General features: G+C 64.1%; 13 protein-coding genes. 1 reads left to right on the forward strand and 12 read right to left on the reverse strand.

Annotated elements, in window-relative coordinates:
• The 3 genes from ISS20_RS09305 to ISS20_RS09315 form a co-directional block, all read right to left on the reverse strand.
• A partial coding sequence (locus ISS20_RS09305) for a DMT family transporter (RefSeq protein WP_291435917.1) occupies positions 1 to 884 on the reverse strand: 884 nt, incomplete at its 3' end.
• A 175-nt stretch (positions 885 to 1,059) separates the two neighbouring features.
• Positions 1,060 to 1,392, reverse strand: coding sequence for a GNAT family N-acetyltransferase (locus ISS20_RS09310; protein ID WP_291435920.1), 333 nt, complete (start codon positions 1,390 to 1,392; stop codon positions 1,060 to 1,062).
• A gap of 71 nt (positions 1,393 to 1,463) precedes the next feature.
• Complete coding sequence (locus ISS20_RS09315; protein ID WP_291435922.1) at positions 1,464 to 2,333, reverse strand: LysR family transcriptional regulator; 870 nt, start codon at positions 2,331 to 2,333, stop codon at positions 1,464 to 1,466.
• 136 nt (positions 2,334 to 2,469) lie between these two features.
• Here ISS20_RS09315 and ISS20_RS09320 point away from each other — a divergent pair, with 136 nt between their 5' ends.
• Entirely contained in the window at positions 2,470 to 3,504 is a 1,035-nt protein-coding gene (locus tag ISS20_RS09320; protein WP_291435923.1) for an NAD(P)H-quinone oxidoreductase, read from the forward strand.
• Positions 3,505 to 3,539: 35 nt separating this feature from the next.
• On the opposite strand, the gene ISS20_RS09325 is transcribed toward ISS20_RS09320, so the two are convergent.
• The 9 genes from ISS20_RS09325 to ISS20_RS09365 all read right to left on the reverse strand — a co-directional run bounded on the left by ISS20_RS09325 (position 3,540) and on the right by ISS20_RS09365 (position 14,864).
• Positions 3,540 to 5,258, reverse strand: coding sequence for a phosphoethanolamine--lipid A transferase (locus ISS20_RS09325; protein WP_291435926.1), 1,719 nt, complete (start codon positions 5,256 to 5,258; stop codon positions 3,540 to 3,542).
• 446 nt (positions 5,259 to 5,704) lie between these two features.
• Positions 5,705 to 6,637, reverse strand: a complete 933-nt coding sequence (locus ISS20_RS09330) for an HD domain-containing phosphohydrolase (RefSeq protein WP_291435927.1) — start codon at positions 6,635 to 6,637, stop codon at positions 5,705 to 5,707.
• A gap of 2 nt (positions 6,638 to 6,639) precedes the next feature.
• Complete coding sequence (locus ISS20_RS09335) at positions 6,640 to 7,056, reverse strand: response regulator (RefSeq protein WP_291435928.1); 417 nt, start codon at positions 7,054 to 7,056, stop codon at positions 6,640 to 6,642.
• Positions 7,057 to 7,125: 69 nt separating this feature from the next.
• Complete coding sequence (locus tag ISS20_RS09340; RefSeq protein WP_291435930.1) at positions 7,126 to 8,142, reverse strand: ATP-binding protein; 1,017 nt, start codon at positions 8,140 to 8,142, stop codon at positions 7,126 to 7,128.
• The gene (locus ISS20_RS09345; protein ID WP_291435932.1) at positions 8,139 to 9,032 is read right to left on the reverse strand and encodes an HDOD domain-containing protein; all 894 of its coding nucleotides are present in this window, start codon (positions 9,030 to 9,032) and stop codon (positions 8,139 to 8,141) included. The genes ISS20_RS09340 and ISS20_RS09345 overlap by 4 nt, the downstream gene beginning before the upstream one ends.
• 217 nt (positions 9,033 to 9,249) lie before the next feature.
• Positions 9,250 to 12,225: an EAL domain-containing protein gene (locus ISS20_RS09350; RefSeq protein ID WP_291435934.1), complete on the reverse strand. Its 2,976-nt coding sequence runs from the start codon at positions 12,223 to 12,225 to the stop codon at positions 9,250 to 9,252.
• A gap of 181 nt (positions 12,226 to 12,406) precedes the next feature.
• Positions 12,407 to 13,267, reverse strand: coding sequence for an S-formylglutathione hydrolase (fghA, locus tag ISS20_RS09355; protein WP_291435936.1), 861 nt, complete (start codon positions 13,265 to 13,267; stop codon positions 12,407 to 12,409).
• A gap of 173 nt (positions 13,268 to 13,440) precedes the next feature.
• Positions 13,441 to 14,556: an S-(hydroxymethyl)glutathione dehydrogenase/class III alcohol dehydrogenase gene (locus tag ISS20_RS09360; protein ID WP_291435938.1), complete on the reverse strand. Its 1,116-nt coding sequence runs from the start codon at positions 14,554 to 14,556 to the stop codon at positions 13,441 to 13,443.
• 41 nt (positions 14,557 to 14,597) lie between these two features.
• A complete protein-coding gene (locus ISS20_RS09365; RefSeq protein WP_056064906.1) occupies positions 14,598 to 14,864 on the reverse strand; it encodes a metal/formaldehyde-sensitive transcriptional repressor in 267 nt (88 codons plus the stop codon).
• Positions 14,865 to 14,886 lie beyond the last annotated feature (22 nt).

Raw genomic sequence — 14,886 nt, forward strand, 5'->3', positions numbered from 1 at the left:
AGCGCTTCGTGTTGGTGCTCGTGGCTGTGGTGTTCCGTGAGGTGCAACCACACCCCCAGGCCCATCAGCGCAGCGGCCATCCAGAACACCCATGACGTTGGTTCCGAGAACACCAACAAGGACACAACCACCCCCATGAAGGGCGCGGTGGAGAAGTACGCTCCCGTGCGGGCTGTGCCGAGCCCGCGCAATGCCAGCACAAACAGCACAAGGCTCAGTCCGTATCCTAAAAGGCCGACAGCCATCGTTGCAGACAGTGTGGCCCACGAAGGCCAGGCGGCGCCCATGCTGATGGCCAGCGTGGTGTTGACCGACCCCGCGATCAGGCCCTTGATGCTGGCAACGAAGAGCGCGTCGGAGGCAGAAACCTTGCGTGTGAGGTTGTTGTCGATGGCCCAGCACAAGCAGGCCAGGCCCACCAGCCAGGAGCCCGTGCCGCCGGGTTGCCACGGAGAGCCGGTCTGCCAGCCCAGGGCAATGCCTCCCGCCACGATGGCAAGCATGCCCCCCACGATGCGCCGGTCGGCGTTTTCTTTGAACACCCACCAGGCAATGACTGCGGTCAGCACCGCTTCCAGATTCAACAGCAGCGAAGCCGTGGCGCCGCTGGTGGAGTGCAGTCCCAGCATCAGCGCCACAGGCCCCATCACGCCTCCAAACAGCACGGCGCCCAGGAGCCAGGGCCATTCATTCAAGGGAATGCCAGAGGGCTTGAGCCCGCCATCGCGGACCACACGCACCAGGGCCAGTCCCAGGCCGCTGCCCAGATACAGAAGGCCTGCCAGCAGCACCGGTGGCAGGTCGCCCGTCAGCAGCTTGGCAAATGGGGTGCTGGCGCCGAAGAGCACCGCTGCGCCCAGGGCGTAAATGACGCTTTGATTCATGACGGGATTTTCTACCTGAAGGCGCTTGGTGTCTTCAGCGGCGTGGGCTGTCCCGGTAGGAGCAACTCCACCACCAATACCCGCGGTTTGTGCTGGCCATCCATGGCGAATAGCGTTCTTTGCCATCGCCAGAAACTGATCGCCCCTGGCGGGCACCCGCTGTCAGCGGGACTGCTTACACCAGCACGTCCCGCAAAGCCCCGTCCTTGTCGAACTGCGCCTTGGCAAACGGGCACAGCGGGACCACCTTGGTGCCTGTGGCCCTGGCCCATTGCACCAGCGCGCTGAGCAGCGCGCGCCCTACGCCCTGGCCGCTGAGCGAAGTGTCCACTTCGGTGTGGTCCACGATGACCATTGTGGCGTTGGTGCGGCTGTAGGTCATTTCGGCCAGGCGCTGGCCGTTGTGTTCGATGTAGAACGCGCCTTTCGCGTCCAGTTCCCGGTGGTGGATGGTGTGTGGCATGGTGGTGCGCAAGGGTGGATAGGTCTGCGTCAGAGTATGGTGCATGAGGTGCTTCGGCCAGGTGGTGCAGCCAGGTGGCTCGGCCCGTTGGGTAGGACACCATGGGCTGGTGGCGCCTACTGGACTTGGAATGCCTCGGACAAAAACTCTGCCGTGGCGCGCACCCGTGCCGTGCGCTGCAGGTCGGGGTGCATGACCTGCCAGACTTCGTAGTCGGTCGCCCGGCGGCGTTCGGGCCAGATGCGCACCAGGCCCTCGCGCTCACCCATCCACACCGGCATTTCACCCAGGCCAATGCCCGCCGCCACGCCCTTGCGCACCAGCAGGCTCGAGCGCACGGCCAGCGCGATCTTGCCCTGGCGGGCGGGCACTCCCGCCATGGTCAGAACCGGGCTTTGCTCCAGGTAGGGTGCGTAGGCCACCAGGTGGTGGCCGCGCAGTTCGTCATCGGGCACGGGCACGCCAAAGCGCTCGATGTAGCCCGCGCTGGCAAACAGGCCCACGGGCCACGACACCATGCGGCGCACCACCAGATCGGGCGTTTCGGGCCGGACGTTGCGGAACGCGATGTCCACCTGCCTGCGGCTGAGGCTGAGCAACTGGGTGGAGACCTCCAGGTCCACGCGGATGTGGGGCCAGTGCTGCTGCAGGCGCTCGATGGCGGGCATGAGCAGGTCGATGGCGATCGAGTCAGTGCTGGTCACGCGCACCAGGCCGCCGGGGCTGGTGTCCTGGCCCTCGATGCGGGTGCGCAGGTCCAGGGCCGCGCTTTCCATGCGGCGGGCGGCGGCCAGCGCTGTCTCGCCTGCAGCGGTGAGCAGGTAGCCGTCCTTGGCACGCAGAAACAGCTTGGCGCCCAGCTCTGCCTCCAGCGCGTTCAGCCGCCGTCCGACGGTGGCCTGGTCCACGCCCAGGCTGCGCGCGGCGGCGCGCAAGGAGGGGGCTCGCGTCAGAGCAAGAAAAATGCGGGTGTCGTCCCAGTTCATGGTGGTCGAGAGGGGGCGGGGAGAACCAAGTGTGATGCAAATTTGCATCGCCGTGGAGTGAAATTGCTGCGTTTAAAACACTGCGATGCGCCCTATCCTCAGAGGCATTGAAAGCCATGCTTGAGGAGCAACACCCATGTCCACGCCTGTGAATGAACCGCCCGCAACCACCCAACGCACCATGCAAGCCATCGTGTTCGATGACTTCGGCGGGCCCGAAGTGCTGGTGGTGCGCGAGATGCCTACCCCCGAGGTGCGTCCGCACGACCTGCTGGTCCGCAACGCCTCCATTGGCGTCAACCGTGCCGACCTGTCGCACCGCAAGGGGGCCTACGGCCGCGCCTACTTTGGCGATGCCGACACCATGGGGCTGGAGATTGCAGGCACGGTGGTGGCGGTAGGGGCTGAGGTACAGGACTTTGCCGTGGGCGACCGGGTGATGGGCATTGTGGGCGGCGGCGCCTACGCCGAGCTGTCGCGCATCGACCATCGCATGGCCATGCAAGTGCCTGCGGGCATGGACCTGGTGGCGGCTGGCGCCGTGGCCGAGGTGTTCGTGACCGCGCACGAGGCGCTTTTCCACCTGGCTCGCCTGCACGCTGGCGAGTCGGTACTGATCCATGCAGCGGCGGGCGGCGTGGGCTCTGCCGCCGTGCAACTGGCCCATGCAGCGGGAGCCCGGGTGTTTGCCACGGCGGGTGGTGACAAGCGTGGTGCCGTGCTGACCTGTGGAGCCGATGTGTTCATCGACTACCGCAGCGAAGACTTTCAGGCGGTGGTCGCGCAGGCAACGCAGGGCCGGGGTGTGGATGTGGTGATCGACTTCATCGGGGCTCCGTACCTGGAGCGCAACGTGCGGTCGCTGGCCGAAGGGGGGCGCCTGGTGTCCGTGGGCCTTCTCGGTGGCGCGCAGGGGGCTGTCTTACCGATGGATGCGGTGCTGTTCCGCCACTTGCAGATCTTTGGCACGGTGATGAAGTCCCGCCCGCCCGAGATCAAGCAGGCCATGGTGCAGCGGTTTGCCCGGCAATGGCTGCCGGCCTTGGCTGCCGGGGTGATCCGGCCGGTGATTGACAGCACGTTTGCGCTGGCCGACGCCGCGCAGGCGCATCGGCGCATGGAGTCTGGCGCCAGTATCGGCAAGATCCTGTTGCTGCCTGAGGCGCGCTGAACTGGCCGTGCGGCGCGCCCGGGTTTCGGCCTGCCTCAGCCCGCCGCAGCGGGCTTGCGACAGGCGGCAAACATGTCCAGCTCAGTGTTGTATGCCTCGGTCTTCACATCCATCAGGCCCAGCACCGAGTGAAAGTAGTGGTCGTGGGTGATGCGCCGTTCGCCCAGGTCTTGCTGCAGGCAGCCGGTGGCCAGGTGGGTGCGGGCCTGCATGGCGGGCGACAGCCAGGTGATCCAGGGCACGTGCTTTTGCACGTCAGGGGCAATGGAGTAGGGCAGGCCGTGCAGGTAGATGTTGTTCTCACCCAGCGATTCGCCATGATCTGCTACGTAAATCATAGCTGTCTGGGCATTTTTCTCTTGCGCTCCCAGCCACTGGAGCACTGAATCGAGGAAATGGTCCGTCTCGACGATGCTGTTGTCGTAGGCGTTGACCACCTGCTCGCGCTGGCATTCCTGCAAGGCGGTGGATGTGCACTCGGGACTGAACTTCTTGTTCTCGGGCGCGGAGCGCTTGTAGTACGCGGGGCCGTGGCTGCCCATCTGGTGCATCACCACCACGGTGCCACGCTGGCGCTGCTCGGCGGGCAGGGCGGCGATCTGGGCGTCCAGGTCCTTGAGCATCACGCGGTCCAGGCACTCGCCGCCAGCGCACAGCGCTGGGTCTTTCTGGGTGCTGGTGATGGTCTCGCCGACGCGGTCGCACACGCCCTTGCAGCCCGACTGGTTGTCCACCCACAGCACCGCGAGGCCTGCATGGTGCAGCACGTCGATCAGGCTTTCGTAGTTGGCCGAGCGGCCCTCGTAGCCCGTGCGGCCCAGGTGCGAATACATGCAGGGCACCGACGCGGCGGTGCTGGTGCCGCAGGACCAGGCGTTGCGAGCGCTCACCAGGTCCTTGCGGGCCGAGAGGCGGGGGGTGGTGTCGCGCGCATAGCCGTTGAGGCCAAAGTTGCCGCTGCGGCCCGTCTCGCCCAGCACCAGCACCAGCAGCGGGGGCTTGGCCTGGCCGGCATAGCTGGCGCCCAGCTGGGCGTCACGGCCCAGCGGCAGGATCTTGCTGGTGTCCATGCGCAGGGGCTTGGTGGCGATGTTGCCCAGCGCGTACACGCTGTTGAGGGGGTTGATCAGGTAGCGCAGCTTGGTGTGGTTGCGCATGGTGGACGCAAAGTCCTGGAACACCAGCAGCAGGCACACCACGATGACCGCAATGGAGCCCACCAGCAGCAGCCCGTTGTGCGCCAGGTGGCGCAGCGCGGTCAGGCGCTGCACGGGGCGGCGGTACAGCCACAGCAGCGGCGGCACCGCCAGGATGAGCACGGTGCCCAGCATGCGCAGGTTGAGCAGGTCGCCGGCTTCCTTCACGTCGGTCTGCATCACGTTGACCAGCATGCTGGCGTCGATGGCGATGCCGTAGGCGAGCATGAAGTACGCACCGAACGCGGCCATCAGCACCAGCACCAGCACTGCGGGCTTGAGCGTCCAGCGCCAGGCCAGCAGGCTCAGCAGCGCCGCGTTGCCCGCCGCGACGATGAGTGCAAACGCCAGCGCAAAACCCCAGCCGCGCAGGCTGCCCTGGCCGGGAAGCTGGGCCACCTCTTGCCACAGCGGCACGTTGCAGGCCGTGGCCAGCCAGGTGCTGACCAGCACCACTACCCAGGCGGGGTGCAGTGGGCGGGGAGCGGAGGGCGTGGCGGGTGGCTTCGCAAGCGGAGCCGAGTAAAAAGGCAGATATTGCCGTAGAGACGGATACATGGGGTGTAGTTTGCCCGTGGAGGCTTAAGAGTGCGTTAATGCGGGGGGCAATACCTACGGACCGATGGGGATCAGAGTCCCTGTGAGCTGTCTTCGCAACGCTCCCGACCTGGTTGCCCCCGTGATAGTGGACAGATCAAGGCGGTTTGTGCCGGTTCACATGCCCTGTGTTGGCGTCTCTGAAGGTCGCCAGGGCGCAAAGCCTGAGAGCCTGTTTACGATCTCGCAGGGGGTTGCGCTCCAATCCTTCGGGCAGCGGTCTTTGCGGGCGGTCTGCGGCGTTGCGGCGCTTGCCAATAGTCTGGCTGTTGGCTGCACCCCGCGCCTTGCACACCATCCCGCAAAGACGGCTGCGCGACCCCGGGGAGATCGTAAACAGGTTCTCAGAGGCAGGACGCTATGTTCGCGGTGAAATCATCACGGCTTCATCCCGGGGCGGATACCGCCTACGTTGGAGCGTCGGGGCGTATGTCCAGCTTGAGTGCCAGGCCTTCGACCTTTGCATAGCGCTTGATGCGTCCGATCAATTCAGCCGTCAGCACATGCCCTGCCGACAGCAGCAGGACGCCTTCCTGGGAAAAAAGGTCCTTGCCCAGTGCCATGCCCGGCTCTAACTGGGCCGCAGCCAACGAGAGAAGTCGCTCTGGTGGGCGGGGTGGCTCTTTTTGCATGATGTGCAAAAACAGATCGATCACTTCGGCATCAAACTGCGTGGCACGACCTCTTTGCAGGAGAGTTCGTGCTTCGGTGTCGGTCAGCGGCGTACCTGTCAGGTGCCCGTGCGTGAGATCGTCAAAGGTGTCAACGACGGCCAGAATCCGGGCGCCTATCGGAATTTGCGCGCCCTCCAACCGGTCCGGAAAGCCGCTGCCGTCCCAGCGCTCATGGTGAGAACGGATGATGGCCGCTACGGGTTGGTGTTCATCCAGCGCCATGAACGCCTGGGCGCCAAGCACCGGATGGCGCTGGTAGCTGATCATCTCCTCGGCAGTGAGCCGGCCAACCGGCTTATTCAGGATGCTGTCGGGCAGTGCCATGAGTCCCATGTCGTGTAGCAGTCCTGCTACGAACACATCTTGCAGGGCGCTGTCCGTGAGCCCCATCATTTGCGCGACCTTGCGCGCCAGGCTGGCGGTGCGCTTGCCGTGTCCAACGAGCAAGCCACTGCGGAGCTCCATGAGGTTGGAGAAAATTTTGATGCTGGTCAGGTAGTTGCGGCGCAGTTGGTCGTTGGCATGCTGAAGTTCGGTTGTTCGTTCCTGGACGCGGTCCTCCAGCCCAGCATTGAGGTCCCGCAGCTCTTCGTTCTGTGCTGCGGTCAGGGCTTGCAGGCGTGCCCGATCACGCTGTAGCAACCGGTGCTCCGCAGCCTGGCGCACCGTCAGGCGTAGCTCGGTTTCGTCCCAGGGCTTGTGGATGTACCGGTAAATCTGCCCATCGTTGATGGCCGCGATGTGGGCTTCATGTCGGCATAGCCGGTCAGCAGAATGCGGGCAGTTTCCGGCCAGCGCACTCTCACGTGGCCCAGGAATGCAGCTCCGTCCATGCCAGGCATGCGCATGTCGCTCACCACCACATCGACTGCATGCGTTTCCATCAGCTGCAAGGCTTCGGTGCCGCCCGTTGCTTGCAGGACCTTGCAGTCTTCGGCTCGCAACACGCGCTTGAGCGCAGACAGAATGCCTGGCTCATCGTCGACGCATAGTACTGTCCAAGGCTGCTCGGAGGCGTCCAGAGGGGGTTGTGACGGGTCTGGCCCTTGTGCTGGGGCCAGGCTGCCGTTAGGACTGGGCAGCATGGTGGAAAGGTCCGTCGGGGTCATCTTGCGTCAAGCTCCATCGCGGTGGGTGAGTCGGTGGCCGCTGGGTCATGCCTGCGGTTGCGCCGTATCGTTGCGCTGCATCGGGACGGTGACGCGGAAGGTGGTCCCGTGGCCTATTTCGCTGCTCACTTCGAGGCGGCCCCCGTGCTTCTGCACGATGCCGTATGACAACGAAAGCCCGAGGCCCGTACCCTGGCCCACCGGTTTGGTGGTGAAGAAGGGGTCGAAGATCCTTTGCAGATTTTCTGGGGCGATGCCCGCGCCGTCATCGGAGACTTCCACCCACGCGTCGCCGCCATATGTTCCCGTGCGGATGGTGATCGTTCCGCGTTCCTTGGTGATGGCGTGGGCGGCATTGACCAGCAGGTTCATGAACACTTGGTTCAGTTCGGATGGCAGGCACTGAACGTCTGGCACGTCGCCATAGAGCTTCACCACATCGGCCTTGTACTTGATCTCGTTGTTCACGATGTTCAGCGTTGAGTCGATGCCGTGGTGCAAGTTGACGCTCTCCCACTCCTGGCGAGCGTCCACCCGTGAGAAGTCCTTGAGGTCTTGCACTATCTTGCGCACGCGCTGGATGCCGTCGCGCGATTCGCGCATCAGGTTGGGAATATCTTCCTTGAGGTAGTCAATGTCCAGGTCTTCACGCAATTGCCGCACTTGTGCGAGAGCCTCGGAATCGTGCAGGCTGGCCTCTGTGTCCTCGTAGGCGGATAGCATTCGGAACAGGTCCTGCAGGTATTGCTCCAGGGTCCCGAAGTTGGAGAAGATGAAACCGATGGGGTTGTTGATCTCGTGGGCCACGCCTGCGGCAAGCTGCCCGATGGACGCCAGTTTTTCCGACTGGATCAGCTTGTTCCTGGCGTCTGAGAGTTTGGAGTTCAGAACCTTCAGTTCCTTGTTGGCTTGAAGCAACTCGCCAACGATCGCCCTGATTTGTACGTCGGACATCTCTGCAAGCGTCAACTCCGTAGGCTGAACGATGGTGCACAGGGGGCCGCTGTCATCGTGCAACTCTGTTTGCGCAGCCGCGTTGCCGTCTTGGGTCGGTGAAATCATGGTGTTTCCTTTCTGGGGCGAAGCACGGACTCCAGTTGCTGAAACTCTTCTTCAATGCCACGCAGTAGTGCCGCTGTGCGCTGCTCTGTCAGTGCGAGTCGCTGCCACACGCTGCGGTTGATGGCCGGCACGGCTTCACTGGCCAGTTCTGCCAGGTCCAGCGCGTGCGCCAGAGCGTCGGCCACATGCACCACGTCGGCCAACATGGCCTTTGACGCGCTGCCCGGCTGGTGGTGACCTGCAATGGCCTCGGTGATCTCGGGGGCAAAGTGCCAGTGCTGGCACACCCACTGTCCCAGTTCTGCGTGGTGGATGCCGGTGAGCGCCTGTTCAGCCTCGAAATACGGCAGGTCCTGTGAGTCCGCCCATGCCATGATGAGGGCGGCCTCTTCGGGATAGTGGCTATCCACAACGAGCCGACCTACGTCGTGCAGAAGACCGGCTGTGAAAGCCGCTGGCTCGTTCATGCCGTGCAGCCTGGCTATTTGCCTTGCTGCAACGGCGCACCCGATGGAGTGACGCCAGAACGCCTCGATATGCAGTGCCTTGCCATGCAGTTTTTCGAATTGCACCGTGAGCGCTGCCGCCAGCACCAACGTGCCTAGCTGTCGCAAGCCCAGGACGTTGATGGCATCACGCACCGAGCCTATGCGATTGGAAAGACCGTAGAACGGAGAATTGGCCAGTTGCAGCACCTTGACCGACAGGGCTTGGTCAAGCTGCAGGGTGTTGGAAAAACTGTCGATCGATGTGTCGTTCTGCGCCATGAGGGCTTGCAGCTGCACGACCACTGTGGGAAGGGACGGCAGCGAGCGGATGTCGTCTGCCAGGGCCTGTCGGTCCAGCGTGATGCGAGGGGGCGGCATCGATGCGACGGGCAGAACATTCATAGAGGCACCCCGCGATATTGGTACAGCGCGCGCCGCAGTTCCAGAGGCACATCGTCGGCAGAAAGCCGCCGGAAAAGGTATCCGAGCCGAACAGCGGCAGTGGAGGCGGGAAGGGGGAGGGAGACCGACGGGCCGGCTGCGGGCCGGGGCTGTTCCAGCGGACCGCATACGGCAGCACTGGCATCTTGCTCGGGTGGCGGAATGGTGGTGGGTGAAGTCATGATTGCGCCTGTTGGGAAACGTTATGGATGAGTGTCAGAACCAGGCCGCGTGACGCGGCGTGGTCCAGCGCACGCACCCATGCCTGCCAGCTGCGGCCGCGTAGCGATAGCGTGACCATGCGTGCGGGCTGGCCGCCAGACATGCCGGCTGCTGCACTCAGCGTCTCATAGTCCCGCCCCAGCGCCTGGGCTGCTGATTCACCCAGCATCGGTGTGTCTGCACCCAGCACACGCTGCAGTTCGAGGTTGGTCAACACGATGGTGCCGTGGGAGTCAACCCCCAGCAGTGCAACAGGCAGTGCGTCGAGCAGATCGCGTGCGGTGTTGGCGCGTGCAGCCTCCAGATCAATCTGCCGCTGTTGGTTGCCCAGCACCTGCTCCAGGCGTTCGTTGGCGCGCGTGAGGGCCTCGCTTGCGGTGACCACCTCGGTCGCCAGTCGCTTGTTTTCGTCAGCCATTTCCTTGTGGGCAAACGCCTCGCGCACATGCTCCAGCAGGCGCTCGTCGTCCCAGGGCTTGGTCAAGAAGCGGTAGATGGCGCCTTCGTTGACCGCGTCGGTAATGGACTGGAGTTCGGTATAGCCCGAGAGCACAAGCCGGACTGTGTCAGGGTAGAGGTCCTTGGCGCGGCGCAGGAATTCGACGCCTGTCATGCCCGGCATGCGCTGGTCCGAGAGAACTACGTCAACTTCATACTCCGTCATGCGCTGTAGTCCCTCAGCCCCGCCGCTTGCGGTGACGATGCGATAGCCGTCGCGGCGGAACAGGCGTTTGAGCGACGAAACGATGCTGGGCTCGTCATCCACCAGCAGCAGCGTGCGTTCGCGACGGCGGGAGAGCATGCTGTCGGGCAGGCGCTTGCGTTGCGACAGCATCTGGATGAACGTTTCTCCATCTACCGGCGAGGCCAGCACCGGGCCTTGCATCCGGTCACAACCGCTGGCGATCAGCAATGTGAGTTGGCCTGTGGTTTCCACACCCTCGGCCATGACCTGCATCTGCAGGCTATGGCCCATGTTGATGATGGCCCGTGTGAGGGATACCGCACCCACGGCTGCCGTCACATCGGGTACGCAAGAGCGGTCGACCTTGATCACATCAACGGGAAGGCTGCGAAGCAGTGCCAGATTGGTGAAGTTCGCGCCGAAGTCACCCAGGGTGATTTCGACACCCAGCGCCTTGAGTTGCGTCAGCGTGGGGGCCAGACCGTCTCCGCCGTCAACCAGCGCACGCTCGCTGATCTCCACCCCCAGTCTTTGCGGTGAAAGCCCGTACTGTTTCATGGTGTGCCGCATTTTTTCGAACACGTCGTGCTGCTGAAGCTCCAGCGTGCTGATCCTCGTGCTCATGCGGGGCACCCTCACCTTTGTTTGTTCCCAGGACTGCAACTGGGCGCACAATGCATTGCGTTTCCAGTCGCCAAGGCTCACCACCAGGCCCGACTGCAGCGCCACCGGCATGAACTCCTTGAACGGCACCGGGCCCAGTTCGGCACTCGTCCATTCGAGCATTGCCTGAGCGCCAATGACTTCCCCGCTCCCCAGATCCGCCTGCAGCTGATAGGAGAGCGTTAACTCTCCGCGTTCGGCTGCGTGACGCAAGCCTGACTCGATGGCCAGACGGCGCAAGGCCATCGCGCGTGTTTCTGGTGTGAACACCGCCACTTGCTCACCTTGTGCATCGATGCGCATGCGCGCCATCTGCGCTGCCTCCAGCAGATCGCCAGCGGTCTCGGCATCCTGTGGAAAGCGGGCAACGCCCACACAGGCGCTGGGCACGATTTCAGACGCGCCCACCCGCTCGGCGTGCGACAGTGCTTGCACCACGGCCCTGGCGTGGATGTGGCCCGTTGCATCCAGGCGGCTGCTTTGTGGCGACACCATGATGGCGAACTCGCCACCGTCAATGCGCGCAACGACATCGCCCGGCTCGGCAAGGGCTGTCAGCCGCTCGGCCACGGCCCGCGCCATGCTGTCTCCCGCGCCGTAACCCATGGCCTGCTTGAGCTGATCGACCTTGTCGACCTGCACCGACAAAACGAGGAAGGTGCCAGGATCCCACCGTGCATTGTTCACCGCTGCATCGATCTGATCCAGCAAGAAGGTTCGGTTGCTCAGACCAGTGACCTCATCCTGGTGGGCCAGCTGTTGAATGCGTTGCTCCGCCTGACGCTGGGCCGTGATGTCCTGCACGATCAGGTACCCGTGCAAGCGTCCGGCGGCGTCTGCCTCGACCATGCCACGCTGGAGAACCTCCATGCGGGTGCCGTCCTGTGCGACCAGTCGGTGCTGGAACTCGAAAGGTTCGTCGGTGATGGCGCCTTGCCATATCGCAGCGACGTAGCCACGTTCCCCGGCGGGTACCCATCGCAGGAAGCTTGCGCCGCGCCGGGGCTGCGGACTGAAAGGTGTGCCCAGAAGCTGGTGCAGCCCTTTGGAGGCGACCATCTTGCCCGTGGCCATGTCAATTTCAGCCGAGCCGCTGCGGCCGATGGTTTCGGCCTGTTCCAGCATGCGTGCGCGCCAGGTGGCTGAAAAACCGGGGCCTTCACGACGGGTGTCGTCCACCAGGGTCACCACCTCCGTGCCGCCCATCAGCTTGTCGAGCGACCGGGTATAGGCCCTGCCCACCAGCAGGCTGCCGTCTGCCCGCTTGCAATGCACCACGCGTGTTTCGCCACCGATGTGCTGCAGCTGGGGCCACAGGTCAGGCCAGCGCTGCTCCAGGTCCGGCGCGGCTGCGTTGCAATCGCTGTCATCGCCACCCAGCGTGCGAGCCATGTGCCGATTGATGAACAAAGGCCGCCCGTGCTGCATGACACACAGGCCCATCGGGGTGGAGTCAAACAGCTGGGCTTTCAGCCATTCCTCGGCTGTCCAGTCGGCCAGTTGTCGCGGCGCTGCGGCTTGTGATCCCGTTGGATCGTCATCCGCAGAAGGGAGGGGCGATGGGGCTGTTTCTGTGGAAATCATGCTGTCCTCTACAGGCAGGCCGCGATCGAATCGGCAGCCTGGGGGACATTATCATTTCAAAATATGATAAATAAAAGCATATTTATCAAATATTATAAATTTGGAGCACATGACCTTCCTCCCAGACCTTTCCACGGGCCTGGGTGATCCAATCTTTCCCCCGTCATGCGGGGGCTTGGCATCACAGTCGCGCAGCGTGGTGCGTCAAATGATCCCCGACAAAGCTCTGCACGAAGTAGTAGCCGTGGTCGTAGCCCGCGTGACGGCGCAGCGTCAGCGGCTGGCCGATGGCCTGGCACGCAGCCTCGAACAGGTGGGGGTGCAGCTGGTCTGCCAGGAATTTGTCGTCCATCCCCTGGTCGACGAGGATGCCCGCCGGGTAGGGCGCAATGGGCTGGTGCTGCATCAGCACCGTGGCGTCATGCTCCAGCCAGGTGGTGCGGTCGGGGCCCAGGTAGCCGGTGAAGGCCTTTTCGCCCCACGGGCACTGGGTGGGCGCGCAGATGGGCGCAAAGGCCGACACTGTCTTGAACCGGCCTGGGTGGCGCAGGGCCAGCGTGAGCGCCCCATGGCCGCCCATGCTGTGGCCGAAGATGCCCAGGCGCTGCAGGTCGATGGGCAGATGCTGGCCCACCAGGGGCAGCAGCTCTTGCAGCAGGTAGCTCTCCATGCGCCAGTGGGTGTTCCAGGGGCTCTGCGTGGCGTCCAGGTAAAAGCCTGCGCCCACGCCAAAGTCCCAGCTGGCCGTGGCGCCGGGCAGGGACTGCACTGCCTCACCGCGCGGGCTGGTGTCGGGTGCGATCAGGGCCAGGCCCAGCTCGGCGGCCAGGCGCTGGGCGCCGGCCTTGATCGCAAAGGTCTCTTCTGTGCAGGTCAGCCCGGCCAGGTACAGCACGGCGGGCACGGGGCCCTGTTGGGCCTGGGGCGGCAGGTACACCGAGAACTTCATCGGCAGGCCGATGGTGGTGGAGGTGTGCTGGTAAAAGCGCTGCTCGCCGCCAAAGCAGGCGTGCTGGCTGAGCAGGTTCAAGGGAGTGGTCATGGTGATTGCTCTTGAATTGATAGCTACTCAGGCAATATCTTGTAGCGCTTGAGGCATTCGGGGCTTGTAGTGGGCCGAAAACTCGGCTCCAGGCCGTTTGTCATGGCCGGCCAGGGCCAGCACCCAGAATGCCCTGTAGTGTCAGGGGCCGTGGGCGCTGGCGGCCTACGGAGTTACGCGGCGTACTTGACGACCGAGCGGATGGACTTGCCTTCGTGCATAAGGTCAAACGCCTCATTGATGTCCTTCAGGCCCATGGTGTGCGTGACGAACGGCGCGAGCTGGATCTTGCCTGCCATCGCGTCTTCAACCATGCCGGGCAGCTCGCTGCGGCCCTTGACGCCGCCAAACGCCGTGCCCAGCCACTTGCGGCCGGTGACGAGCTGGAAGGGGCGGGTGCTGATCTCTTGCCCCGCGCCCGCTACGCCGATGATGACCGACTGGCCCCAGCCCCGGTGCGCGCATTCGAGTGCGGCGCGCATCACGTTCACGTTGCCGATGCACTCAAAGCTGTGGTCCACGCCCCAGGTCGTCATCTCCACGATGACTTGCTGGATCGGCTTGTCGTGGTCCTTGGGGTTCACGCAGTCGGTCGCGCCAAAGGTGCGGGCCAGGTCGAACTTGGAGGGGTTGGTATCGATGGCGATGATGCGCCCGGCCTTGGCCAGCTTGGCGCCCTGGATCACGGCCAGGCCAATGCCGCCCAGGCCAAACACGGCTACGGTGTCGCCCTCTTGCACCTTGGCGGTGTTCTTGACGGCGCCCAGGCCCGTGGTCACGCCGCAGCCCAGCAGGCACACCTGCTCGGGGTTGGCGTCGGGGTTGACCTTGGCGAGCGACACCTCGGCCACCACGGTGTATTCGCTGAAGGTGCTGCAGCCCATGTAGTGGTAGATGGGCTGGCCGTTGTAGCTGAAGCGCGTGGTGCCATCGGGCATCACGCCCTTGCCCTGCGTGGCGCGCACGCTCACGCACAGGTTGGTCTTGCCGCTCTTGCAGAACAGGCACTCGCCACATTCGGCGGTGTAGAGGGGGATCACATGGTCGCCGGGCTTCACGCTGGTCACGCCTTCGCCCACTTCCACCACGATGCCGGCGCCTTCATGGCCCAGCACCACGGGGAAGATGCCTTCGGGGTCTTCACCGCTCAGGGTGAATGCGTCGGTGTGGCACACACCGGTGTCGGTGATCTTGATGAGCACTTCGCCCTTTTTGGGCGGGGCCACGTCGATTTCGACGATCTGCAGGGGTTCTCCAGCTTTGAAGGCTACGGCGGCACGGGATTTCATGGGGTGGTCCTTTCAGTCAATCGGGTGTGGTGTGGGGCGGTTTATTTGAGGTACGAGCGAAGCAGGGCCAGTGTTTCGTCAATGGCTTGCTGCGAGGGAGCCGGCTTTTCTGCCAGCGTCTCGCGCACATGGCTGTCGAGCAGGTCGGCCATCAGCCCGTGCACTGCGCCACGCATGGCGGCCAGCTGCTGCAGGATGGGGGCGCAGTCGCTGCCTGCCTCCACCGCGCGTTCCAGCGCCTCAGCCTGGCCTTTGATGCGGCGCAGCCGGGTGATGGCACGTTGTTTGTCTTCGGCAGTGTGGGGCATGAGCAGGCGGCGGCTGACCGTT

The organism is Acidovorax sp., assembly GCF_016783915.1.
In the GTDB taxonomy this organism is placed as follows: Bacteria; Pseudomonadota; Gammaproteobacteria; order Burkholderiales; family Burkholderiaceae_C; genus Acidovorax.

Bases quoted from the DNA above. Each gene is read 5' to 3' on its own strand.
- ISS20_RS09360 (WP_291435938.1), bottom strand. From the start codon at position 14,556: ATGAAATCCCGTGCCGCCGTAGCCTTCAAAGCTGGAGAACCCCTGCAG.
- ISS20_RS09325 (WP_291435926.1), bottom strand. From the start codon at position 5,258: ATGTATCCGTCTCTACGGCAATATCTGCCTTTTTACTCGGCTCCGCTT.
- ISS20_RS09335 (WP_291435928.1), bottom strand. From the start codon at position 7,056: ATGCTGCCCAGTCCTAACGGCAGCCTGGCCCCAGCACAAGGGCCAGAC.
- fghA (WP_291435936.1), bottom strand. From the start codon at position 13,267: ATGACCACTCCCTTGAACCTGCTCAGCCAGCACGCCTGCTTTGGCGGC.
- ISS20_RS09340 (WP_291435930.1), bottom strand. From the start codon at position 8,142: ATGATTTCACCGACCCAAGACGGCAACGCGGCTGCGCAAACAGAGTTG.
- ISS20_RS09320 (WP_291435923.1), top strand. From the start codon at position 2,470: ATGTCCACGCCTGTGAATGAACCGCCCGCAACCACCCAACGCACCATG.
- ISS20_RS09365 (WP_056064906.1), bottom strand. From the start codon at position 14,864: ATGCCCCACACTGCCGAAGACAAACAACGTGCCATCACCCGGCTGCGC.
- ISS20_RS09310 (WP_291435920.1), bottom strand. From the start codon at position 1,392: ATGCACCATACTCTGACGCAGACCTATCCACCCTTGCGCACCACCATG.
- ISS20_RS09345 (WP_291435932.1), bottom strand. From the start codon at position 9,032: ATGAATGTTCTGCCCGTCGCATCGATGCCGCCCCCTCGCATCACGCTG.
- ISS20_RS09315 (WP_291435922.1), bottom strand. From the start codon at position 2,333: ATGAACTGGGACGACACCCGCATTTTTCTTGCTCTGACGCGAGCCCCC.
- ISS20_RS09350 (WP_291435934.1), bottom strand. From the start codon at position 12,225: ATGATTTCCACAGAAACAGCCCCATCGCCCCTCCCTTCTGCGGATGAC.